Below are 24,622 nucleotides of genomic sequence, written 5' to 3' on the forward strand. Positions count from 1 at the left end.
TTCCTCGATCATGGTGCATTGCTATCGATTGTGTACTTCTTATAATACTAACATTCACCTAACGAAAAATCTATTCGTGTAGATATTAAAAATAGAGTATAGATAATGGAAAATCGCGTGATTTGCAAAATGAAGTCTACTCGAGTAGACTCTGAATCGATTGGATGAACGTCCAATCGGACGCAGGGTTCCACCGCCCGTTCCGTCCACGTTTCGTTTGACACAACGAGGTGATTGGAAATGAAAACAGCAAAGGTAATGAAAGTCGCCGCCCTGCTCGCGGCAGGAGCCATGGCGGTAGCGCCGTTGGCCGCGTGCGGTTCGTCGAGCAGCCAAGGCGATACGATCGAGGTTTGGACTAGCATGGACACCGGGTCAAGCCAGATCAAGACATTGCAGAAGGTGACGGACGCGTTCGAGAAGAAGAACCCGGGCGTCAGGATCAAATTGGTGCCGCGCGCCACTTCCTACGAGCAGGACATCAAGGTCCGCCTCGCCGCCAACAACGCGCCCGACATTTTCAACACCCATGGATGGTCGAAAAGCAGGTATGCCAACTTCCTTGAGAAACTGACGAACAGGACGTGGACGAAACGCCTGAACCAGACCGCCAACAACGTGATGCGCGACAAGGGCAACGACCTTTACTCATTGCCGCTCGCGGTCGCCGCGAACGGCGTGCTTTACAACGAGGACGTCCTCTCCCAGGCCGGTGTGGATCCGAAAGGCATCAACAACTGGGACGATTTCATGGGTGCCTGCGCGAAGATCAAGGCTTCCGGTTCCACCTGCCTTGGCCTGCCCGGCAAGGAAAACTGGTGGACCGGCAACGTGGCCGACATGACCGCGATGGGCTTCTATACCAAGGCCCAGGAGAAGGGCCTGCTGGCCGGCAAGTTCGACCCGAAGGATTATGAGCCGGTTCTGAGCAACATCAAGGCCATCAAAGACGCCGGATACATCAATGAGGATTACGTCTCCGCCTCGCCCGACGACATGTACCGCCTGATGGGGCAGAACAAACTCGCGTTCTCGTTCCAAGGCCTTGATTTCCTCTCGAGCCTCAAGTCGTACAACCCCAACACCAATGTGGGCTTCATGCCGTATCCCGCGCAGAAGACCGAGCATTATTTCGCCGCCGGGGAATTGACGGCGCTTGGGGTGTCCAAAACCAGCAAGCATAAGGACCAGGCGCTGAAATACATCGATTTCCTGGCGCAAAAGGACAACATGGTCAAGCTAACCGCGGCGGTTTCGCAGCCCACGGCCTTCGACGACGTGCCCAGCACGTTGGGCAAGGCCACGGAAAGCTACGACTATTGGTCCAAGACCAAGAAGGTCCCGACCCAGGAGATCTTCGACCGGACTTACCTGCCCGATGGCATGTGGAACACCATCATCACCACGGCCGACGGTGTCGTGACCGGCCAGTCGACGCCTGCGGCCGCCAGCGACCAGATGAAGACCAAGTTCGACGGGCTTTACAAGAAGGCCACGAAGTAGGGTTCCGGGCCGGTCTGGCGGCGGATCGGCCCGGCCGGCAGGTTGGCCTGGTGACGAGTAGCGGCAACCGTCTGTTTCGATAGCCCATCGGTTCGCAGGTAAAAGGGGCGGGGTGCGGTGGCGTCGCCTGCCACGGTGAGGCCGCCCGCCCGCCTGTCCCCCGCGAAATTCATACGTATGTTAAGGAGTGCAAGGCATGACAATGCAAACTGCCCCGAGCCCGGACGGCTCGATGCGGCAAGGTTTTGTCCGCCGGTTCAAAGGCGGAAGCATCAATCTCTTTTATCTGCCGGCGGTCATCCTGCTGGCGGTGTTTATCCTCTATCCACTGATCAGCGGCATCGGCCTGTCGTTTACCAACTGGGACGGCTTCAACCCGCAGAAGGACTTCATCGGGGCCTCTAACTACAGGATGATGCTGCAAGACAAGAACTTCTGGCCGATTTTGCGCAACACGTTGGTCTATGGCGTTGGGTCGACCCTCATCCAGCAGGTGCTTGGGCTCGGAGTGGCCCTGTTGCTCAATACGAAGATCCACGGCCGCAACCTCATGCGGGCGATCGTCTACCTGCCGGCCCTGGTCTCACCGATCATCATGGGTACGATGTATTACTTTATTTTCCAGTACCAGCAAGGCGCGCTCAACACCGTCATCGCGGCGTTCGGCGGCAAACGCCTGCTCTACTTCCAGAACGCGGGGCTCGCTGTCGCCATCATCGTGATCATCAACTCCATCCAGTTCTTCGGCGTCTCGATGATCATCTACCTGGCCGGCCTGCAGGGCATGGACCATTCCGTGGTCGAGGCCGCCGAGCTTGACGGGGCGCACGGCTGGAACATGTTCTTCCACATCACGTTGCCGCAGCTCAAGCCGGCGTTCATGACCAGCGTCGTGCTGAACCTGATCGGCGGCCTGAAGCTTTTCGACATCATCACGGTGCTGACGGGCGGCGGCCCGGGCTACGCCACCAACTCGATGTCCACCTACATCTCCACCACGTATTTCCGCGATCAGAACGCCGGGTATGCCTCGGCGCTCGGCGTGGTGCTCTTTGTCTTCATCGCGGTGATCACCTACCTGCTCAACAGCGGCATGGACAAGCTTGGACGTCAGGAGTAGCCGATTATGAGTGAACAAGAAGCCATCAAAACGCAGCAGGTCGAGCGATACCAGCGCAAGCAGCGCAAGGCCGCCGAAAAGCGGGCGCGTAGGCGGAGCGTCGGCACCGGGTCCGGTGTCGCGGCGAGCGTCAAGCGCGTGCCGATCTACGTGTTCCTGATTATCGTCATGATCGTCCAGTTGCTGCCGTTCTATCTGGCGATCACCACCTCGATGAAGCCGGCGGACGACCTTTCCAGCTCGCTGATCCCGCGCCTGCACGACATCGCGTGGAGCAATTTCAGCCGCGCGGTCAACGAAGGCGGCATCCTGAGGGCCATTGTCAACAGCGCCATCGTCACCGTGTTCGCCACGGCGCTGGTGTGCATCGTCGGGGCGATGGCCGCCTACCCGTTGGCACGTCGCAAGACGCGCGGCAACTCGCTGATTTTCGGGCTGATCACGGCAGTGATGATGGTGCCGCCGCTCTCGATTCTGGTGCCTTTGTACTCCATGCTCGTGAAAATAGGTGGCGTCAACACCTACTGGGGCATTATTCTGGTGCTCACAGCCATGAACCTGCCGCTTTCGATCTTCCTCTACGCCTCGTTCATCCGCGCGGTGCCGACGGCGATCGATGAGGCCGGCATGATCGACGGCGCGAATCGTTTCACCATCTTCGTCAAGCTCATCCTGCCGACGTTGAAACCGGTGACGGCGACGGTCGTGATCATGACCATTAATGGCGTGTGGAACGACTATTCCCTGTCGAATTACATTCTTTCCGATCCGTCCATGCAGACGATTGCGCCGAGAGTGGGCGCGTTCTTCGCCACGCAGACCAACAATCTGGGCGTCGCCGCGGCCTGTGCGCTTATCGGCGCGTTGCCCGTCGTCATCGCCTATCTCTTCCTGCAGCGTTACTTCATCGAAGGTATGGTTGCGGGAGTGGAGAAGTAACGAAATGAAGGTAACCGGCAAAACGGCGAGAAGGAGCTCTATTTTGTTATTCCCAACAACAAACCAGACCGGGCGGGCGGTGACTTGCATCGCGTTGCAGGACGTCAAGGAAGGCGACCGGCTGCCGCTTACATACGGCGTATTCGACATCGCAGATCCTGTGGTATTCGGCGATTTCCCGGCCATCCGCCAGCATGACGAGGACGCCGAGCCGAGCATGCGCCTGAGCGGGTTACTTCTGGAAGAATCGCGGGGTTCGTTCTGCCGGCCGAACCTGCGCGGGCAGAGGTTTGGCATAGGCGGGGCCGGTGAGGATATGGGTGGCGCTCGCGAGGGTGGCAGCGTTGACGGTGCTGACGGCGGCACGGGCTGCGTTGCCCGGCAGGTTCAGGTACAGACCGGCGCCGATTGGTCGCCGTATTTTGTGCTGACTGCCGCACCGCGTGTGACGCAACTCGAAGTTGGAGCCAACCAATCGAGTAGTGCTCAGACTGCTCAAGCGTTGCAACGTCTTACGTTCGAAGCCGAGGACGCGTCCGCCGGGCTGAGGCTCGTCACCGACATCGAGACGATGGTCGGCGGTTCGCTGCGCATTCGTCATACGCTGACGAATATCGCCGCCGGTCCGTACGAACTGCAGGGCTTGGAAGTGCGGGTGCCGCTGCGCGATAATCAGACCGAATTCCTCGACTTTACGGGCCGGCACGAGCGGGAGCGCACGCCGCAACGCCATCAGGTCGCCGATGGCATGCGGCTGCGCGAATATCGCCACGGCCGGCCGGGATTCGAAGGAACCACGCTTATCGCCGGAACGTCTGGCTTTGATTTCGCGGATGGGCAGGTCGTATCGGTGCAGCCGGCCTTCAGCGGCAATGCCGTGATGGCGGTGGAGCGCAACGACGAGGACTGCGCGGCGATTTCGGCCGGCGAGCTGCTGCTGCCGGGCGAGGTGACGCTCGAGCAAGGTGAAACGTATAGCACGCCATGGGTCGTGGTCACCGCCTCGGACAGCGGCCTTGACGGTGCGGCCCGGAAGCTGCACCGTTGGGAGCGCAGCCTGCCCACCCATCCCCAACGTCAGCCGGTCACGCTCAACGTGTGGGAGGCCGTCTATTTCAAGCATGACCTGGCGGTGCTGAAGGATCTGGCCGATAAGGCCGCCGGCATCGGTGTGGAGCGTTTCGTGCTCGACGACGGATGGTTCCATCTGCGGCGAAGCGACAACGCAGGACTTGGCGACTGGTGGATCGATCCGGATGTGTGGCCGCAGGGGCTGACGCCGCTCGCCGATTACGTGCATGGCCTGGGCATGGAGTTCGGCCTGTGGTTCGAGCCGGAAATGGTCAATCCCGATTCGGATATGTTCCGCAACCATCCCGAATGGATCCTGCAGGCGAAAGACCGGCGTCCGCTGCCCCAACGTCACCAATACGTGGTCGATCTGACGTGCGATGCCGCCTTCGATTACGTTTTGGAGCACGTCGGCGAAGTGTTGGCGCGCAACGGTGTCGATTACGTCAAATGGGATTGCAACCGCAGTTTCCTCGAAGCCGGCAGCAACATGCGTGGCGGCGCTCCCGCGGCACACGCACAGTCTCAGGCCTATTACCGTCTGCTCGACACGTTGCGCTCGCGGTTCCCGAGGGTGCAGTGGGAATCGTGCGCCAGCGGCGGCGGACGAATCGATCTGGGGACCGTGCAGCATGTCAGCCGGTTCTGGACCTCGGACATGACCGATGCCCTCTCCCGCCAGCGGATTCAACGTTGGACCACGCAGATCATGGCCCCCGAGCTCTTAGGCGCGCATGTCTCCTCGCCCACTTCCGATCAGACCGGACGCACGTTCACCACGGCTTTCCGCGCGGCCACGGCCGTTTTCTATAGCTTCGGCATCGAATGGGACATCCGTAAGGCCTCGCCGGAGGATCTGCGTCAGCTCAAGGCCTGGATTGCATGGTACAAAGCGGAACGTGATTTCCTGCATTCCGGTGATTATATGCGTCTTGACGTGGCGGATAGTGCCGTTCTCGCATATGGCGTTGTGGCCGAAGATGGGTCGCGGGCGATCGTCGAACATGTGCAGATGGACGAAAGCCCGAGCAATCGCGGTGTTTGGCTGAGAATTCCGGGTCTTGTGCCGAATGCGCGGTATCGGCTGGTGTGGGCTGGCCCCGAGCCTGCCCAGGCCAAGCTTGAGACGCTCGATCCGGCCGGTCCGCTCGGCAAGTCCGTGGTGACCGGCAGCTATCTGGCGCGTGAGGGCGTGTGGATGCCCCGCTGCAGGCCTGAAACTGCTCGGATTTTTGAGATCGTGAAGCAGTAGTCCCTTCAGCTCATACAGGACGTATAAAAGGTCGTCGGTTTTAGGGCAATTAGCCGGTTTCGGTAACCGCTAGTCGCCTTCGAAGCCGGCGGCCATTGGCTTTTAACATTCAGCAGCTTTCAGCGCCCTTCGTTTTCTTTTGCTTTTAAAAGCAAAAGAAAATGCGAAAGCAATCAGAACGAAAGCACTTCTACCTTGCCGGTGGTGAGCTGGTAGCGGGCGCCGACGATGGAGAGGCGTTGCGCGGCCAGTGCTTGTTGTATTACGGAAGAGCGGTCGACCAAGGCCTCGATCGTGCGGGCGATATGGACGCGTTCGAAATCGTCGGTATCGCTCAGTGCGGCCTCCTGCGCGGCCAGAACGGATGCGCCCACCGAGCGCACGAGCACGGATTCGGAAGCTTCGATCAGCTCCTCCATCTTGTCGAATACGTCGTCGGAGTCGATGCGGCCGGCGGTTTCGAAATCGTCATCGCCGGTAGATTCGGCGCCGTCTTCCGCCGCACTCGCCGCGTTGTTTTCCGGCAGCCCATCGTCCGTTGCAGGATCGATTATTTCGGAATCCGTGACTTCCGCTGCGAAGGCCGCTCCCAAGTCGATGCCCGCGCCGGCGGCGATGGCGTCAAGTTCTGCGACGGCGCTCGCCACGGCCCCACAATGCTGGTGGCCGAGCACGACGAGCACGCTGACGCCCAGATGGGTCACGGCGTATTCCAGCGAGGCGATGACCGCGTCGTCCAGCGTCTGCCCGGCGGTGCGCACAGTGAACATGTCGCCCAGGCCCTGGTCGAAGACGATTTCCGGCGGCACGCGCGAGTCCGAGCACGAAAGCACGGCCGCGTCCGGGTGCTGCCCGTCGATCAGCGATTCGCGCGTCTCGAGATCCTGCCAAGGATGCTCGGCCTGCCCAGAAGCGAAACGTGAATTGCCTTGCAGCATGCGGCTCCAGGTGGCGTTGGCCGTGGATTCAGCGGAATTCGGGTCGTTGCCTTGCGGGTCGTTGCCTTGCGGGTTGTCGCTGTGCAGACCTTCGTCTTGTGGGTTGGTGGCATTGGCGGCGTTGTCTGCTTCGTTGGTATCGGTCATGTCGCTCTCCTTGGCTTACGGCGGTAGGCGCAAGCGCGTCTTGTCGCTTCAAGATTTTACTCCGTTTATCGTCGTGAGCGCCATGGGTGTGCAAACAGCTGTTATGGATGCAGAAATCAGCGATATCGGAAGTGTGAAAATGGCGTTCGACTGTGAGGAAAATCACGTAAAATGTCAGTGTGCAATGCATATATTATGCATGTGGCAGTTGTGTGTTTGGGCAAACTTACGATTGCTGGGAAAAGAAATGAACGATGCGTTAGACGCTGTCAACGTTGCGTAGGTTGCGATGGTTGGGTGCGGTGTGCTTGGGGTAGGAAGGAGATGTTGTGCAGACGCGGATGAAGCGATGGCTATGGATTGCCGTCGGAATGATGCTCTTGGCCGTTGGGCTCGCCGTATTCGGCGTTGTCGTGCAGCAACGATCTTCTCAAGAAATTCCGGCAAATGGCTCGCAGCATAACGCAAACGACATTTCGATGAATTCGGCCACGAGCAATGGCACGTATGGCGTGAATTCCTTGGCGGAGTATACACAGCGCAGCAAGTCCGAGTCGCAGGGTTCGCAAGTGCAGACGCCGCAGACCAGGACCTGTACCCCGTTCGGTGGCGCGAATCTTCCGGACCACATCGTCAACGGCAACTTTGAATATCCTACGGTGTATTCGGGCATTCCCCCGACTTGGGCTCCTCAGCAGATTCTCTATGTGTACCCGGTTCATGGATATGGTTTGCAAAATGGTACAACGGCTCCTATTTCGGGGTTCTGCCGCTCGCTGTTTGGCTGGGACTCCACAGAGACTAGGACCGAATTGGGCGCTCCTGACGAGCTTATCGAGATGCAGAAGTGGGGCAGTAACCAGCACGTTGACATGGTGGCTTTGAAAGGTGGAACGTCCATCTATCAGGATGTGAAAACCACTCCCGGAGCGGTGTATACGTGGAAGCTGAACCACGCGAGCCGGTTCAGTATGCCCCGTGCCGGTTTCAGTGATCCTCCTGATGAGATGCAGGTGTTGATTGGCGCTCCCAGCGATTCCGGAACCGCGCAGAAAGCCACTCGTATGACGACGAATGGCCGGGACGCCAAGGGGCAGGTCGGCAATGGTGTGGATCCGACCGTCATCGAAACGCATAATCCATATGGTGTTCCGGAGAATACGAATAATTTCTCCAAGGCTTGGGAGACTTACTCCGGAACGTATAAAGTGCCTGATGGCCAGACAGTGACGCGATTTAGTTTCAAATCGGTGAAATCCGCATCGAACGAAGCCGGCAACGAGATCGATGAGGTCAGTTTCGAGGTGACCTATCCGTTGACATACGACAGGAATGGCGGGGACGGATCGGTGCCGACCGATGTGGCTGCCGCGCCTCAGGGCAGTGGGTGTTTGGCTCAGCATGGCTCTGGTGAATCAATCACTCTGCCGACGGGGGCGAGTACCGATTGCTGGAAAGGTGGGCTGACCCGCGAGGGCAAGAAGTTCGTGGGCTGGTCGAAAACGAGGCATGAGCCGTTCGATACCGTTGCCGACGCTAAAGCCGCCACGGTGAACACGCTGACGATGCCAGCGGGCGCACAGACGTTGTATGCGGTATGGGTGAAGGCCTATACGGTGGAGTTCTGGACGCAGATGAATGCCGCAGGCGTTGCTAGCCCCAACCTCATGGGCACACAGGTGGTGGCCGTCGGCGATAAGCCTGAAATGCCGACGCCTCCCGCGACCTACAATCCTGGCGTGAAGTTCATGGGTTGGGGCGTGGCTCAGAACGATCTGGACGCCGGCGAAGGCAAGATGACCAAGTTTGACCCGACGGCTCCGATTACCGGCGACGTGAAAGTGTGGACGCTGTGGGGTTACGAAGACACCGCGCCGGGCTACCAACGCACGTGCACCATGGGCATCGACACGGTCAAGACGTGCTTCCCCGATACGGCGCTGGCGCAGGCGGTCATCGATTCGCCGGATAACAAGACCGAGGCCAAGGTCTCCTCATCTTCCGATACATGGACGCAACGCGCGGCATTGGGTATAGGCCGAGTGAATGCTAAAGCCTTTCCTCATGACGGCGAGGATACGCCGTTGAGCGTCAGCGAACTGGACGGCATGCAGACGCTGACGGGTATTGGGTCGCTGCATCTCACCGGCGCTGTGGCCAACCACGCCTTCGACGACAACAGTGTCAACCTGCACCAGCTGAAGTATCTCAGTAAGATGGGCAATCTTTTCCTGAGTAATGACAAGATTTCCGACCTAAGCAACCTTTCCGGCCTTTCGCAGCTGACGACGTTGCATCTCACGGACAATGCGATCTCCAACCTTTCCAGCCTGGTTCCGTCACCCGGAAGCCTGCCACAGATTGAGGAATTGTATCTGGATGACAACCAGATTCAGGATTTGCGGCCTTTGGCTAGTCTGACCACGATGAAAACGCTGAAACTCAAACGCAACAACATCAGCGACATCACTCCCCTGACGACGATGACGGACATATGGGCGCTGTATCTGGACAACAACCAGATCAGCAACATCAGCAGCATCACCCATGCGCATTACCAGTGGATCGACCAGCTCGGGCTGTCGAGCAACAAGATCAGCGATATCAGCGCCTTGCGCGACGGTACCAGTATCACGCAGTTGTGGCTGCACAGCAACCAGATCTCGGACGTCTCGCCGCTGGCCGGCCTGACGGAGCTGAAGACGCTCTATATCGGCACCAACCACATCTATGACATCTCCTCGTTGAAGAACCTGACGTCGTTGGACAAGAATGGCGCATCACAGGCTGACTGTAGCACAGGTACTTCCAGCTTCTGTGCTGATAGCCAGACGGTGACTTTACCGGCTCTGGTAGCCGACCCGGGGCTGTCGATGCATACGGCGGTGACGGTGCGTAAAGTGGATGGGACAGTGTCCGGTTCGGCCGTAGAGCCGACATCCACTACGCCCACCTCGCCCAGCGCGGCTCAGTTCGACGGGCAGGGTAAACAGATGACCTGGGCCGGCCCGATGGACTATAACGACGATGGCACGCCCAGAGATCTTAAGCAGGAGTTCAACACCACTGCGGACTTTGTTGACGCCAACGGCGACCTGTCCACAACCGGCGTCTTTTCCGGCACCATCACCGAACCCTACACGGTCGCGAAGCACACAGTTTCCTTCGACCCCGGCCAGGACGGCACGCTGCCTTCCTCGCAGCCGGCGTCGGTGAGTGTGCACAGCGGTTACACCGTCGCGCATGAAAACCAGGCGCCGACTTCCAAGCCGTCGCGGCCGGGCTATCATTTCACCGGCTGGTATTGCTCGGCTGCCGTGACGGGGGTGTGCGATAAAGGCGATCTCTTCGATTTCTCCAATACCAAGGTGATTCATGATGTGCCCTTGGAAGCCCGCTGGGAACAGATGCTCAGCGCAGTGCCGTTGACCGGCATTTCGGCGCTCGGCGCTCTGTTGCCGTATATCCTTCTTGCGGGTGCGGCGCTTACATGGGGTGCGGTTTTGACATTGCGTCGGCAACTGATCTCCCGGTGAACGCGCAGCCTGTCGATGAGCCGTTCCATGTTCTTTATCCTGTGAGAGGTAATCAGCCTGTCCGAAACGGTGCGTCTACGTCGCTTTGCATCAAGCGAAAACTCCATTTCTCTGTATTGCATATAAGGGCGAAGATTGCGTCAATTGGTTTACCAATGGCTAATTTGCGCTAGACAGTTTAACGTACTACAACTAATAAATGTGAGATGTTATACAGAAGTGCCGTGAGGTTTTGGTATTCGCTTGTTGGCGAATTTGGGGGAATAAAGAAGATGGGCCCCTTAAATCGGCGGCTTCATCAATAAAAACGCCATGCTTGTTTGACGCGATGACTGGTGTCTGATGCGTAATCGCAACGCAAGTATGACGATTCAATCGTGAGTCACTGCTGCCGTTTAGGGCGACGGCTTACGCAATTGCGTTCATTTTCTCAATTCGTCGGTGTCGACGACGTATTGGCGATACGGTCAATCGTTTCGGCGTCGACATCTCAGGGATGCTCTGCATCCGTATGGTTGAACAATATGAAAGTGGCCGCTTTAAGTACCTTCGGTATTGGAAGTAGCGGAGGTATGCGGTCATGACGGCGGCGCAACGCTGCCATGGAATGGAGGATTGACATGCGTGAGTCGTGGCCGCATGGCAAGTATGACAACAGGTCATTGAGGCGAGGCGAGGATGGTATCGCCAGCAGCCTGAAGCACAAGATCGGAGGCGTGGCGGCCGCGGTGGCACTGTTGTCCGCGGTTTCCATGTGTGTGGCGCTTGCGCCGATGACCAGCGCGAAGGCTTATGCCGCCGACGAGTCGAGCTCGTCTGTCTCGGCAAGTGAGGCCGGCAAAACCGGTCAAGGCACGCAGGGCAAGCAGGGTTCGCAAGCCAAGTCGAGCGCAAAGAAGCTTGATACGGCAAGCTCGTCTGATGCGGCAAGCCCGTCTTCTGCAGCAAGCAGTGCCGGGCACGCCGCTACAGTCGGTTCGTCTGCCGGAACCGGCAACACTGCCAACGTTGGTGACGCGGGTAATACGGGTAACGCCGGCCATAGCACGCAGACAGCGGCGACGACTAAAAACGATGGTGCGGCAAACTCGAGTAAACGATCTTTGACGAGAGCTACTTGCACGGAGGCCGGACCAACGACGTTCTACAATCCCGTGGGTCCCGATGGCGACGCTCATCCCAACCATAACGACGCTTTGAAAGGAACGTATTGGAAGGTCTCCGCTGAGGGTTCCGACTGCGTCCTGCACATCGGCAATAACGGCATGGCGGGCCAGTGGGGAAAGATCGCCACGAACGATGACGGCAATCACTCCGAGGGCCACCAGATCGCTCACGACGACTTCTGGCCCTGGTATGGCCAGAGTGACGAGATCACGAAAGTGGTCGTCGACGTCAATGCCAATGGCTATAAGGTCTATACGCTTAATGCCTCGACCCTTGACTACATGTTCGCCAACATGCCCAATCTCGTCAGCGCGGATGTGAAGAACCTCGACGTGGAGTCCCCCGGCTATATGCGTTCCATGTTCGCCAACGATCCCAAGCTTCAGACGGTGGATACCACCAGTTGGCGCCCGTACTGGGCGCGGAAGATGCAGCACATGTTCGATGGCGACACCAAGCTTACCAACATCGACGGCATCGGCGACTGGTTCAGGGATGCCCCCGCGGGTAGCGCGGACCAGCTCAGCGACACCAGCTACATGTTCTCGGAGGACGCCTCGCTCACCTCGATGGATCTTTCGAAGTGGGCCTCGCATCTGACCGTCGGCGCCGACAACATGAGCTATATGTTCAACATGGTCAACGATGCCGCCACCAACTTGGGTGACACTCAGCTGACCAGCATCGACCTGACCGGTTGGCCTATGGGCTTCAACACGGCCGGCATGTTCAGGGGCTGCACGCAGATCACCGGCGTCGGCGGTCTGCGGGATTGGGATATGAGCCAGGACCAGCGGATGGACACCATGTTCAAGTACTGCTCGAACCTGCAAAATCCCGACATGTCGCAATGGGACACCCACACCGTCTGGAACCTGGACGGCATGTTCGAGAACGACAGTGCGCTCACCGATCTGAGCAGTATCAAGCACTGGAACACGGCCAACGTGACCACGATGGGCGCAGTGTTCGACACCGACACCGCACTCACCAAGATCGATGTGAGTGGCTGGAACACGGAGAAGGTCACCAACTTCAGCTGGACGTTCCGCAACTGCCCCAAGCTTCCGAGCATCACGGGCATCGAGAAGTGGCACACGCCGGCGGTCATCAAGACCTACGCCATGTTCGATGGCGACCACGAGCTCACGGCGCTGGACCTTTCGGGCTGGCACCTCAAGATCAACAGCTTGCCGCCTTCCTCCAACCCTTCGGTAGACAGGTACGGCGATATGAGTGGTATGTTTGCCGACTGCCCGAAGCTTGAAACGTTGACGGGCCTCGATGACTGGGAGACCTCGGCCGTCACGGAGATGTACTCGATGTTCATCGGCGATGGCGTTTTGAAGGAGCTTGATCTGAGCCACTGGACCACGCCCGCGGTCGATAACATGGGTGACATGTTCCGTGGCTGCACGTGGCTTGACAAGATCTCTGTGGGTACCGCTCACTTCAGCAATGGCGCGTTCTATGACATCGGCGGCGAGGTTCACTTCCTGCGTAATACCGACGATGACACGGACGGCAACGACGTGACGGCGAACGGCATCACGGAGCCGGGAGTCTGGCACCGCGCGCACGCGACCATCACCATCCTGCCTTCCTCCGCGCTTCACTACGAGACCGCGGACAACGGCGGCCCGGGACTGACCGACACCATGCCGAACGGCACGAAAATCGCCTACTATACGCGTGACCATCATCCCGCCACCGAGCATTACGAGGTCGGCACGTGGTCGGGAAGCCGTAAGTACGACTACATCTCCACGTGGAACTATGGCGATCAGGCCGTGCCTTCCGTGCTCACCCCGGTGCTCGTCGTCTCGCAGCGCACCCTCAACGGCACCGTCTGGTTCGATACGCAAAAGGATGGCGCCATCGGCCACAACGAGCCGCGCATGAAGAAGGGCACGCGCGTGGAGGTCCTCGACAGCAACGGCCACGTGGTCGCGCACACCACCGTCGACGAAAACGGCAATTGGACGATCGGCAATCTGCCTGCCGGAACCGGTTACCGCGTGCGGATTGAGGCCGGCGACTCCGGTATCCCGCAGGCCGGTGGTTTCCAGAACACCGTCAGCGGCCCCGATTTCGACCCTGCGAGCGGTTCGTTCGACTCGCATGGCAACTGGACCAGCGCTCCGTTCGACATGCCTGCCACCACGCAGGACCAGAGCAGCGATGGCACGTGGAGCAAGACCGAGAATCTGGGCATCCACCGCGGCAAGACCACGGGCACGCCGATGACCCCGTTGCCGGTGCAGCACAAGGTGCACGTCGGATTCAACTCGAACGGCGGCACGTCGGTGCCGGGTCAGGATTTGAGCTGGGTCGGAGATGGTCACGGTGAGGCCAGCAAGCCCGCCGACCCGACCAGGGAGGGCTACAAGTTCGCCGGCTGGACGCTGCACGGCGGTGACGGCAAGACGCTCTATGACTTCAGCGCCCCGGTCACCGGCGACATCACGCTGGACGCGCTGTGGACCAAGGTGACGTCAACGCCTGCCGGCAACCAGCAGAAGGCTCCCGGAGCGCAGGCCGCCAACGGTTCAAAGCCCGGGAAGCTCGCCAAAACGGGCGCGGCGGTTTCCGCGCTCGCCGTGGTCGCGCTCGCTTCGGCTGCGATGGGCTCGTTCATCGCGATGAAGAAACGTAATCAGGCCAGTCGGCTCTGATTCTTTCTTCCCATAGGAGGTGCGTCGGAGAGCAGTGATTCCCGGCGTGCCTCAATCTAATATAAAATCGCACAAAATGATTGTTCATAATCGGCAATTTTATTATGACAAGTGAGGGTAATTCGACTAGTTATTAACGCTTTATTCGGCACAAACTGACGGATAAACCAGTGTCTATATCGGTTCACGAAAAGAAGTGCCTTCAGGCGCATGCGAACTGCCGATCTTGCTGTTTTCGGCGTTACGATAATATGGTCGCAGCGATAGGCGGTTCCACAAGCGCTCTTGCAAGGTGCTGGGTATTGGTTACGGGCGTTCGCAAAGAGCGTGGAACGGGAACTTATACAGGCCGAAGTCGCGTAGACATATAGCATTTCGAGGTAAAGGGGTACAAACTATGACCATGCTTCAGCACGAGTTGACCGATTTCACGGCCAACATCTATCAGGACAACAAGTTCAGCAAGCTCACCAAGGCTGACGTGCTCGGCCACTGGTCCCTGATCTTCTTCTACCCCAACGACTTCAGCTTCGTCTGCCCCACCGAGCTCGAGGATCTCGCCGATCACTACGACGAGTTCAAGAAGGCCGGCTGCGAGATCTACGGCGTCTCCCACGACACCGAGTTCGTGCACAAGGCCTGGCACGAGGCCAACGACAAGATCGCCAAGATCCAGTTCCCGATGGTCGCCGACCCCACCAACACGCTTTCGCGCGATCTCGACAGCTATGACGAGGTCAACGGCCAGGCCGAGCGCGGTGACTTCATCCTGAGCCCCGAGGGCAAGGTCGTGGCCTACGAGGTCATCTCCTCCAACGTCGGCCGCAACGCCGAGGAGATTCTGCGTCGCGTCGAGGCCTCGCAGTTCGTCTACGAGCACGGCGATCAGGTCTGCCCCGCGAAGTGGGAGCCGGGTGACGAGACCATCGCCCCGAGCCTCGACCTCGTCGGCCAGCTCTAAAGCGAAGCATTCATCGTCAAAGAGTCAAGCCGTGAACCTGCGTGCCGGAATCCGAAAGGATCAGGCTGGGGCTCACGGCTGTTGGCGATTTTGGCGGAGTCGAAGCAGTGATTGATAAAGAGGATCATGAAGCAGCAAGATGATTTGTTTGATGTCGTGGTGATTGGCGGCGGCCCGGCAGGACTTACCGCAGGGCTCTACCTGGCCCGTGCGCGATACCGTGTGCTTGTCCTCGAGAAGGAGGACTTCGGCGGCCAGATCACCATTCTCAGCGAAGTGGTGAACTATCCCGGAATTGCTTCCACTGACGGTCGTGCACTGGCTGAGACCATGCACCAGCAGGCTGCCGATTTCGGCGCGGAATTCATGTCTGCGAACGCCACCGGAATAGATATCGACGGCGATATCAAGATCGTGCACACCGACCATGGAGATCTGAAAACTTTTGGCATTCTTTTGGCAACGGGTGCCGTACCGCGCAAGGTCGGCTTCAAAGGCGAGACCGAATTTGCCGGCCATGGTATTTCCTACTGCTCCACCTGCGACGGCGAGTTCTTCAACGGGCAGGAGGTCATCGTCGTGGGCGGCGGCTTTACTGCGGCCGAGGAGTCCGTTTTCCTTACCAAATACGCCACGAAGGTCACTGTTCTGGTGCGCGGCGACGACTTCACCTGCGATGCATCCATTTCGGACGAGGCCAAGAGCAACCCGAAGATCGAGGTTCGTTACAACACGACGATGAAAAGCGTTTCCGCCGACAGAGGCGGGCTCGTTTCGGCGGTCTTCACTGATCGGAAGGCCGGCAAGGACGTCGAATGGAAGCCTGAGGGCAATCCGCATTTCGGCGTGTTCGTCTTCGCTGGCTACGTGCCGCAGACCGGCTTGCTTGAGGGGTTGGTCGACCTTGATGAAGAAGGGTACGTCATTACCGACCAATATCTTGAGACTTCCGCTGCCGGTGTCTACGCCGCCGGCGACCTGCGCCGCAAGACGTTGCGCCAGCTGATCACCGCCGTTTCCGACGGCGGCATCGCGGCCGTGGAGCTCGAACGGTACGCCAAGGACGTCAGCGAGAAGCTTGGCGTGGTGCCGCCTCGCCCGACCAATTCCAAGTACGAACGGCACGAGCAGGCCTACGAGTCCAACACCGAGTTCAAGCCGCAGCGCAAGGATTCCGACGTCACCAAAGACGTGCAGACCGCCGGTTTCTTCGACAGCACGATCCGCCAGCAGCTCAAGGTCGTCTTCAGTGTGATGGCCAAGCCGCTGATGCTCAAGGTCGCGCTGGACGAGACCCCGCTTTCCCCGCAGGTCCTGGGATTCGTCACCGAGCTCGCGGAGCTGAGCGGCGGCAAGTTGACCGTGCGCTCCTCCACGCCTGCGGATGACGGCGTTGAGGTGGACGAAAAGGGCAACGTCGCGTATGACATCAAGGAGAACCTGCCGATGGTGCGGCCTTGCGTGCGCGTCTGCACGGTAGGCGATGGCGGCGAGCCGGTGCCCACGGGCATCGCGTTCCACGGCATGCCGAGCGGCCGCGAGTTCAGCTCGTTCGTGCTGTCCCTTTACAACGTTGCCGGGCCGGGGCAAGTGCTCGACGACGATGTGCAGAAGCGTATCGACCGGTTGTGTGCGGACGGCGGCAGCGTCGATATCATGGTGCTGGTCTCGTTGACGTGCACGGTCTGCCCTCCGACGGTGCTGGCCACGCAGCGCATCGCTTCCAGCAATCCCAGGGTTCATGCCGAGGCCTACGAGGTCTCGCATTGCCGCGACCTGCAACAGTATTACGGCGCGATGAGCGTGCCCTGCATTGTCGTCAACAAGACCGAGCCTGACGGCACGACCTCTCAAAAGATCGAGTTCGGAAAGAAAGGGGTTCCGGGAATCCTGGATTTGATTGAGGAAATGTGAGCCTTGGAAGTCAAGGCCTGTACAATGATAATTAAAGATTTTGTATGACGTCTATGGCGTTATGCAAGTTGTTTGGTGGTGAATGCCTCCCAACGTTGGTGCCTGCCTGCGGCGAAGCGGTGTATCGTAGAAGGCCGGTGACCTGCGAATAGTGAATACGATATAAAGGACAACATGAAGCAGCAAGACGATTTGTACGACGTAGTGGTGATTGGTGGCGGGCCGGCTGGGCTTACCGCAGGCCTGTATCTGGCTCGTGCTCGATATCGTGTAATGATCCTCGAGAAGGAGGATTTCGGCGGCCAGATCAACATCACGAATGAAGTGGTGAACTACCCCGGCATTGCGCGCACGGATGGTCGTGCGTTGACCGAAACCATGCGCCAGCAGGCCGAGGACTTTGGTGCGGAGTTCATGGCGGCCGATGCGACGGGTCTTGACGTTGCAGGCGATATCAAAACCGTACACACCAATCGCGGCGACCTCAAGACGTTCGGTATTTTGGTCGCAACGGGTGCCAATCCTCGTAAAATCGGGTTCGAGGGCGAAGCCGAGTATGCCGGCCGCGGTGTTTCCTACTGTGCCACCTGCGATGGCGAGTTCTTCAATGGCCAGGAGGTCATCGTCGTCGGCGGCGGTTTCTCGGCGGCAGAGGAATCGGTGTTCCTCACCAAATATGCCAGCAAGGTCACGATTTTGGCGCGTGGTGACGATTTCACTTGCGATGCTTCCGTGTCCAACGAAGCCAAAAACGACCCCAATATCGAGATTCATTACAACACCGAGCTGAAGTCCGTTTCGGCCGGCGAAGGCGGCCTGGTAAGCGCCGTGTTCCACAATCGCCAAACCGGCGAAGACATTGAATGGAAGCCGACCAAGAGCAAGAATTTCGGTGTGTTCGTCTTTGCCGGTTACGTGCCGCAGACCGAGATTCTGAAAGGCGTCGTCGACCTCGACGAGTACGGCTACGTGATTACGCACGGCTATCTTGAGACCACTGCGGCCGGAGTGTACGCGGCCGGCGACCTGCGCGAAAAGAACCTGCGTCAGGTGGTCACCGCCGTTTCCGACGGTGCCGTTGCCGGCGTGGAACTTGAGCGTTATGCCAAGGACCTGAGCGAGAAGACCGGCCTGGTGCCGCCTCGCCCGACCAGCTCGAATTACGAGAAGCGTGAGGCCGAAGAGGCTCGGAAAGCCGCCAATTCCGGCACTTCCCCGGCTCCGGTTTCCTCGTCCTCGTCTGCGGCCTCGTCCGACGCCGGCGCTGCTGCTCAAGGCGGCCGCGCCAAGACCTCCGGATTCTTCGACGATGCCATCCGCAAGCAGCTCGATGTGGTCTTCGGCCGCATGAGCCAGCCGCTGGTGCTTCAGCTTTCGCTCGACAAGACCAGGCTTTCGCAGGAGCTCAAGGGCTTCATCGACGAGCTGGTCGGTTTGAGCGGCGGCAAGCTTTCCGCCGTTGTGGCGCCGGATTCTGCTGACGCCGAGGGCGAAGAGGATGCGGAAGGCCGTGCGAAGTTCGATGCCGCGGAAGTGATGCCGATGGCCCGTCCCTGCGTGCGTCTGTGCAAGGTGGGAGGCGACGGAGTCGTGGAGCCTACGGGACTGGCGTTCCACGGCGTTCCCAGCGGCCATGAGTTCAATTCGTTCGTGCTGGCGCTCTATAACGCGGCCGGACCGGGCCAGAAGGTGGACGACGACACCCAGCGGCGCATCGAGGCATTGGGCGCGGACGGTGACACCACCGACGTGATGGTCCTCGTCTCGCTGACCTGCACGATGTGCCCGACCACGGTGCTCTCCTCGCAGCGTATCGCCGCCGACAACCCGAAGGTGCGGGCCGAGGCATACGACATCTCGCACTTCCCCGAGCTGCAGAAGCAGTACGGCGCGATGAGCGTGCCCTGCATCGTCGTCAACAAGACTGCCGCTGATGGCACGACCACCCAAAAAGTCGAGTTCGGCAAGAAGTCGGTCCCCCAGATGCTCGATCTCATCAACGAGGCGTGAAGCGCAAAGCGCGAAGCGTACGAAGGCAAAATCAGATATTTACGGTTTCGCGGCGTGAGGCGCAAGCCACAAACTCATTTTCAAGACCTCCCCGGCTCATCCCGGCGGAGGTCTTTTTATGTTGATTGCGGAGTAGATCCTATGTTAATTAGGTAGTAGACCCTATGTTAATCGTGGAATAGATTTTATGTTAATCCGGGAATAGACTTTATGTTAATCAGGGAGTAGAGTGTATGTTAATCAGGGAATAACGGGGATGGTATCGTTATTACCCAAAGTTAGGGAATGATAGGAGAGGCCAATGATACCAAGGGAAATCACTGCTGAAATGCATGACCTGTTTCGGCAGTTTCCAATCGTTTCACTGACTGGTGCTAGGCAGACCGGCAAAACGACTTTATTGCGCGAGGTATTCAGCGATTACGCATATGTTTCGTTGGAGAATCCTCGGATGCGTGAACTGTTGCAGACCGACGCTGATACATTTTTCGCTCGTTATGGTATACATGTCATCTTCGATGAGGCTCAGCGTATGCCTGACCTGTTCTCGTATCTTCAAGGAATTGTGGACGAGCGCCATCAGGAGCCGGGGCAATTCATCCTTTCCGGATCACAAAGCTTTCTGTTGATGAAATCCATTACGCAGTCTCTTGCCGGTCGGGTCGCGGTGCTGCACCTTATGCCGTTCTCGCGCGGTGAGCTCAAAGCGGCAGGCAAAGATCTTGGCACGATGGATGAGTGGATGTGGCGTGGTGGATATCCTCGGCTTTATGACACTGCCAATGAGGTGAATCCAGAGAAATATTTCCGTAGCTACATTGACACCTATCTTGAACGTGACGTTCGAGAAGAACTCGGTGTTCGCAAACTGTCGGCCTTCCGAAACTTTCTAGTGCAATGCGCGATTCGGGTTGGGGAGCTTATCAATTATGCGTCGCTGGCGAAAGCCTGCGGAATCGATGTGAAAACGGTGCAGGACTGGCTTTCGGTGTTGGAGGCCAGTTTCATCGTGTATCGTATGTATCCATACTATAAAAATTACGGCAAACGGCTTGTCAAGACACCTAAATTGTACTTTTATGACACAGGGTTGGTGGCTTATCTTCTGGGGATTATTTCGCCGGATAGGCTTCTGCTCAGCAAATATCGTGGACCGATTTTCGAGAATGCAGTCAGTAATGAAGTCATGAAGGAATACTACGTGCGCGGGCGAAAGCCGACTTTTTATTTTTGGCGTGACACCAATCAGAAGGAAGTCGACCTGGTTATCGAAAAAGGCGGCGAAGTCCAGTATTTGGTTGAGGTCAAAGCCTCTGCCACTTACGATCTGCATGCGTTCGCGCGGGTCGATGAGCTCGGCGAAACCATGGGCCTACCCACCGACCGGCGCATCGTCGTCTACGGCGGCGACCAAGCCTTCGACACCCGTTTCGGTCGGCTGTTGACCCTCGACGACGTCGATCAGCTGGTGGTGTGAAGCGTGTCGGGGTCAGTGGGCCAATGAGTACAAAGGTCGCCAAATAGCAGAAGAGGATTGGCGGGTTTCCGCCGTTTTGGGTTTGGATTTGGTGACTTTTGTGCGTATCTGTTGCTGAATAAGAATATAGAGAATCTGCGTGGCTGCGTTGCGGATCTTTTATATTTCATACATATCGTTTTGCCGAAAATCATCGTTTTGATGTCTTATATAGCATCTCTAAAGTGCGATTTTGACCATTTTCGTACTTTAGCAAGTTGTTTTCAATATGCTAAATGTTGATTTTGCTAGTTTTCGCACTTTAGAATAGGCGGATTGCCTTTCTATCCGGTAATTTCGAGTAAATACGACAAAGCCTCGCTGGAATCCTTTGAAAATCAGGATTGCCGGCGAGGCTTCGTTTTACCGCTTATGGGCTTAAGAATCAGCCGGTGTTCTGCAGGCCGGCGGCTACTCCGGAGACCGTGCAGAGGATGAGGTAGGTGAAGCCGCCGCGCTGTTGGTCGCGGGCCAGCTCCTCGTTGTCCGTCTTCTTGGGCTCGACGGCACCGGCGTTCGCCGGGGTTTCGCCGTTGGCCTTCGCCTTGGCGGCCTGTGCGTCCTGCTTCTTCTGCAGTTCACGCTGGCTGCGCAGGGCAAGCACCTGGATGACGGAAAGGATGTCGACGTACGGCGAACGCACGCGCACGGCCTGGCCGAGCACGTGGCGATGCTGCAGCGGCCAATCGTCGCCGACGATGGCGAGCACCCACTTGCGGGTGAGCTCCATCTCGTTCAACACCTTGTCGCGCAAGTCGTCACGGTCGCCCAGCGCCAGATACATCTTGGCGATGCGCTCGTCGGTTTTGGCCAGCGACATCTCGATGTTGTCGATGAACGTGGAGAACATCGGCAGCTCCTTGTAGGCGCCGCGAAGGGTCTTCAAGTCGCCGAATTCCTCGCACGCGGTCCCGAGCCCGTACCATGCGGCCAGGTTGATGCGCGCCTGGGCCCAGGAGAAGACCCACGGAATCGTGCGTAGATCGTCGAGCGACTTGGCGCCGAGGCCGCGCTTGGCCGGGCGGGAACCGATCGGCAGCAGGCCGATTTCGGTCAGCGGGGTCACCGTGGAGAACCAAGGTGTGAAGTCAGGCGTATTGAGCAGGTCGAGGAAGCGCTTGTGGGCGGATTCGTCGAGCTTTTGCGTCATCGGCGCGTACTTCTTGGTCATCTCGGTGGTCGTCTTCTCGACGCTCGGCGCGCTTTGCAGCAGCGTCGCGGCGGCCACGGACTCGACGTGGCGGATGGCCAGTGCCTGGTTGCCGTAGCGGGCGAAAATGCTCTCGCCCTGCTCGGTGAGCTTGAAGCGGCAGTTGACGGAACCGGCTGGCTGCGCGAGCACCGCACGGTTCGCAGGGCCGCCGCCACGGCCGACAGCGCCGCCGCGTCCGTGGAAGAGCGTCAGGTCGATGTCGTGCTTCTTGGCCCATTCCGCAATGCGCCATTGCGCCGAATGCAGCGCAAGCGTCGCGGTGGTGGGGCCGGCGTCCTTGGAGGAATCCGAGTAGCCGAGCATGACCTCGAGCTTGCCGCCGGTGGCCTTCAGGCGGGCCTGCACCTCGGGGATCTTGATCATTTCGTCAAGCACGTCGACGCAGTTCTGCAGATCCTGCAGCTGCTCGAAGAGCGGGATGACGTCGATGGTCGGCACATCCTCGGGGTTCGAGAATGCCATGCGGTTGAGCTCGTAGACGTCGCGGATGTTCTGCGCGGACTTGGTGAACGAGATGATGTAGCGGCGGGCGGCCTTCTGGCCGTTGCGCTTCTGGATGGCGCCGAGTGCGCGGAAGGTGTCGAGCACCTCGTGGGTCATCGGCTGCAGTTCGCCACGTTCGCCGTGCAGGCCGTGCTCGCGGATGTCCTCCAGGGCGCGGGAATGGACGAGCGAATGCTGGCGGAACTCCGTCTCGACGAGATGGAATCCGAAGGTCTGCGCCTTCCAGATGACATCCTGCACCGGACCGTAAGCCGCGCGCTTGTCGCCGGCGGCCGCCAGCGAACGTTGCACGATCTTGAGGTCGGCGATGAAGTCATCGCAGCTCTTGTACATCAGGTCGGCGTCACGCACCACAGTGTAATGCAAGCGATCGGCCATGACCAGCATGACCGCGCGATGCAGCTCGTGCGAGGAAGTGGAGGCGGCCTTGTCGGTCAGGCGCTCGCTCATCTCCTTCTGATGGCTCCAGAGGTTGACGAGTTCGTCGCTCGGAGGCGTCGTGACGGCTTCCATCGTCAGGTTCGTACCGGCGGTGCGGGTCGCCTTTTCCAGCGCCTCGATGGCATGGTCGCTGAACTTGCGGGCCACGGCGCGGCTGACCTTGGCGGTGACGTTCGGGTTGCCGTCGCGGTCAGTGCCGATCCAGGAGCCGGGGTGGAAGAACGCGGGGCACTGCGGCTCAGCGATTCCGGCCTGATCGCCCAGAATCCAATCGTCGAAGCGGCGATAGACCTGCGGGATGGTGTCGAAAAGCGTGTTGTCGAAAATATCGATGATGGTGTCGGCTTCCTCGACCGGTGTCGGCTTCTTGGCGCCGATCGGCGAGGTGCGGAAGAGCGCGTCGATCTCGTTGTACAGACGACGGTAGTTTTCCTTCTTATCGGACCCGCCCAGCAGCTTGCCAGCGCTCAAAAGCGTTGCGATTCTGCGGATCTTGCCCTCGACGGCCTTGCGGCGGGCCTCGGTGGGGTGTGCGGTGAAGACGGGGTGGAACTCGAGTTTGTTCAGGAGTTTCTTGGCCTTGGCCGGGCCCATCTCATTGATGAGCTGGTGATAGGCGCCGGTCAGTTCGTTGACCGGATCGGTCGCCGCATCCTCGGCGACGTTCGATTCGCGCCTGTGCAGCACCGAAACGCGGTAGTTCTCCTCGCAAAGGTTCGCCAGGTGGAAATACGTGGTGAGTGCGCGTGCGAGCAGCTGCGCCTGATGGACGTCCAGGGCGTCGATGACCTTTTCGGCCTTTTCGAGGTTGTCTTCCTTGGGCTTTTCCTTGCCGATGGTTTCCGCATAGTGCTCGGCGCTCGCCTTGACGGCGTAGCCGCGAACGGTGTCGAATGTGGAAAGCAGGTTCTTGTCGTATTCCCCGAGCACGGTGCGCAGAATCTCAAGGCAGAGTGCCAGATCGTCTTTCAGCGTTTCGGGAAGATCACGTTCCTCGGGGCCTTTGGTCCCGACTCCGGAAGTGAATAATGCGGCATCAGGCTGCGTGATCGGTTGATTTTTTGCTGGCTTGTTATTTTTGGTACTTGTAGCCATTCAGACCTCCTTCAAACCAAGCTTCCGGTTGTTCGGTCTGTCGGCATTCCGCGGCTCCTCCGCGGTTGTGGTGCCATCTGTTGCGAACCCAAAGCCATTGCTTGGCGAGTCCTGTTCGATTGTAAGGTGACCTAATCGACATTTTTGTAACGAAACGAAATAATGGCCATATTCCGGACGGATTTTCCGGGAGGTGGAGACTTACCTCGTGCGTGCTAAGAATAGAGTGTCAAAAGGTCAAGGTTTTTATATAAACGTGTCGGTGTTTGTTGTATTTTCGTGCAGTTTGAGCGTGGAGATTCTCGCTTGAAGCGCGTGGATGAACGTGGGATGCCGGAACGATGGGGGAAGTTGCTGCTGTTATGGCGAGGAAAGGGACGAGTTTGACGGACGACAATACCGGTGCGGTCAGGGAAGCCGGCATGGACGCGGTGGCCGAGGATATCGAGAAAACGGTCAACGTGACTGACGGGGTCAACGATGCCGAGCGCGGTGACGAAGGCATTGACGATATCTTTGGCGAATTGGACGAATCCGATTCCGAGGAATACCGGCGCGTGGCTGCGGCGGTGGCCTCGATTGACGATGAAGTCGACAGCGGCGACAGGGCCGGTTACGGG

The 24,622-nt window shown here is 58.6% G+C and carries 12 protein-coding genes; 10 read left to right on the forward strand and 2 right to left on the reverse strand.

What is annotated here, in order from left to right; translation table 11 throughout:
• Positions 1-240 precede the first annotated feature (240 nt).
• The 4 genes from OZX71_RS00155 to OZX71_RS00170 all read left to right on the forward strand — a co-directional run bounded on the left by OZX71_RS00155 (position 241) and on the right by OZX71_RS00170 (position 5,885).
• Positions 241-1,503 carry an ABC transporter substrate-binding protein gene (locus OZX71_RS00155; RefSeq protein ID WP_277160062.1) on the forward strand — a complete coding sequence of 421 codons (1,263 nt, stop codon included), beginning with the start codon at positions 241-243 and terminating at the stop codon, positions 1,501-1,503.
• Between the two features lie 196 nt (positions 1,504-1,699).
• Positions 1,700-2,623 (forward strand): sugar ABC transporter permease, encoded by a 924-nt coding sequence (locus OZX71_RS00160; protein WP_277160063.1) that lies wholly within the window; start codon positions 1,700-1,702, stop codon positions 2,621-2,623.
• Between the two features lie 6 nt (positions 2,624-2,629).
• Positions 2,630-3,562, forward strand: coding sequence for a carbohydrate ABC transporter permease (locus OZX71_RS00165; protein ID WP_277160064.1), 933 nt, complete (start codon positions 2,630-2,632; stop codon positions 3,560-3,562).
• Between the two features lie 43 nt (positions 3,563-3,605).
• A complete protein-coding gene (locus OZX71_RS00170; protein ID WP_277160065.1) occupies positions 3,606-5,885 on the forward strand; it encodes an alpha-galactosidase in 2,280 nt (759 codons plus the stop codon).
• 173 nt (positions 5,886-6,058) lie between these two features.
• Here OZX71_RS00170 and OZX71_RS00175 read toward each other — a convergent pair whose 3' ends face one another.
• Complete coding sequence (locus tag OZX71_RS00175; RefSeq protein ID WP_277160702.1) at positions 6,059-6,823, reverse strand: carbonic anhydrase; 765 nt, start codon at positions 6,821-6,823, stop codon at positions 6,059-6,061.
• 668 nt (positions 6,824-7,491) lie between these two features.
• On the opposite strand from OZX71_RS00175, the gene OZX71_RS00180 reads away from it, so the two are divergent.
• The 6 genes from OZX71_RS00180 (at position 7,492) to OZX71_RS00205 (ending at position 20,710) form a co-directional block, all read left to right on the forward strand.
• Positions 7,492-10,506: a leucine-rich repeat domain-containing protein gene (locus OZX71_RS00180; RefSeq protein WP_277160066.1), complete on the forward strand. Its 3,015-nt coding sequence runs from the start codon at positions 7,492-7,494 to the stop codon at positions 10,504-10,506.
• A 620-nt stretch (positions 10,507-11,126) separates the two neighbouring features.
• Complete coding sequence (locus OZX71_RS00185) at positions 11,127-14,348, forward strand: BspA family leucine-rich repeat surface protein (RefSeq protein WP_277160067.1); 3,222 nt, start codon at positions 11,127-11,129, stop codon at positions 14,346-14,348.
• Positions 14,349-14,745: 397 nt separating this feature from the next.
• Entirely contained in the window at positions 14,746-15,309 is a 564-nt protein-coding gene (locus OZX71_RS00190) for a redoxin domain-containing protein (protein WP_277145944.1), read from the forward strand.
• A 126-nt stretch (positions 15,310-15,435) separates the two neighbouring features.
• Positions 15,436-17,223 (forward strand): FAD-dependent oxidoreductase, encoded by a 1,788-nt coding sequence (locus OZX71_RS00195; RefSeq protein ID WP_277145943.1) that lies wholly within the window; start codon positions 15,436-15,438, stop codon positions 17,221-17,223.
• Between the two features lie 174 nt (positions 17,224-17,397).
• A complete protein-coding gene (locus OZX71_RS00200) occupies positions 17,398-19,233 on the forward strand; it encodes an FAD-dependent oxidoreductase (protein ID WP_277160068.1) in 1,836 nt (611 codons plus the stop codon).
• Between the two features lie 301 nt (positions 19,234-19,534).
• Positions 19,535-20,710 carry an ATP-binding protein gene (locus tag OZX71_RS00205; protein ID WP_277160069.1) on the forward strand — a complete coding sequence of 392 codons (1,176 nt, stop codon included), beginning with the start codon at positions 19,535-19,537 and terminating at the stop codon, positions 20,708-20,710.
• Between the two features lie 424 nt (positions 20,711-21,134).
• Here OZX71_RS00205 and OZX71_RS00210 read toward each other — a convergent pair whose 3' ends face one another.
• Positions 21,135-24,002 carry a phosphoenolpyruvate carboxylase gene (locus tag OZX71_RS00210; RefSeq protein WP_277160070.1) on the reverse strand — a complete coding sequence of 956 codons (2,868 nt, stop codon included), beginning with the start codon at positions 24,000-24,002 and terminating at the stop codon, positions 21,135-21,137.
• Positions 24,003-24,622: the final 620 nt, after the last annotated feature.

The sequence above is a fragment of the Bifidobacterium sp. ESL0764 genome (assembly GCF_029395515.1).
In the GTDB taxonomy this organism is placed as follows: domain Bacteria; phylum Actinomycetota; class Actinomycetes; order Actinomycetales; family Bifidobacteriaceae; genus Bifidobacterium.

Bases quoted from the DNA above. Each gene is read 5' to 3' on its own strand.
- OZX71_RS00155 (WP_277160062.1), top strand. From the start codon at position 241: ATGAAAACAGCAAAGGTAATGAAAGTCGCCGCCCTGCTCGCGGCAGGA.
- OZX71_RS00160 (WP_277160063.1), top strand. From the start codon at position 1,700: ATGACAATGCAAACTGCCCCGAGCCCGGACGGCTCGATGCGGCAAGGT.
- OZX71_RS00165 (WP_277160064.1), top strand. From the start codon at position 2,630: ATGAGTGAACAAGAAGCCATCAAAACGCAGCAGGTCGAGCGATACCAG.
- OZX71_RS00175 (WP_277160702.1), bottom strand. From the start codon at position 6,823: ATGCTGCAAGGCAATTCACGTTTCGCTTCTGGGCAGGCCGAGCATCCT.
- OZX71_RS00185 (WP_277160067.1), top strand. From the start codon at position 11,127: ATGCGTGAGTCGTGGCCGCATGGCAAGTATGACAACAGGTCATTGAGG.
- OZX71_RS00190 (WP_277145944.1), top strand. From the start codon at position 14,746: ATGACCATGCTTCAGCACGAGTTGACCGATTTCACGGCCAACATCTAT.
- OZX71_RS00195 (WP_277145943.1), top strand. From the start codon at position 15,436: ATGAAGCAGCAAGATGATTTGTTTGATGTCGTGGTGATTGGCGGCGGC.
- OZX71_RS00200 (WP_277160068.1), top strand. From the start codon at position 17,398: ATGAAGCAGCAAGACGATTTGTACGACGTAGTGGTGATTGGTGGCGGG.
- OZX71_RS00205 (WP_277160069.1), top strand. From the start codon at position 19,535: ATGATACCAAGGGAAATCACTGCTGAAATGCATGACCTGTTTCGGCAG.
- OZX71_RS00210 (WP_277160070.1), bottom strand. From the start codon at position 24,002: ATGGCTACAAGTACCAAAAATAACAAGCCAGCAAAAAATCAACCGATC.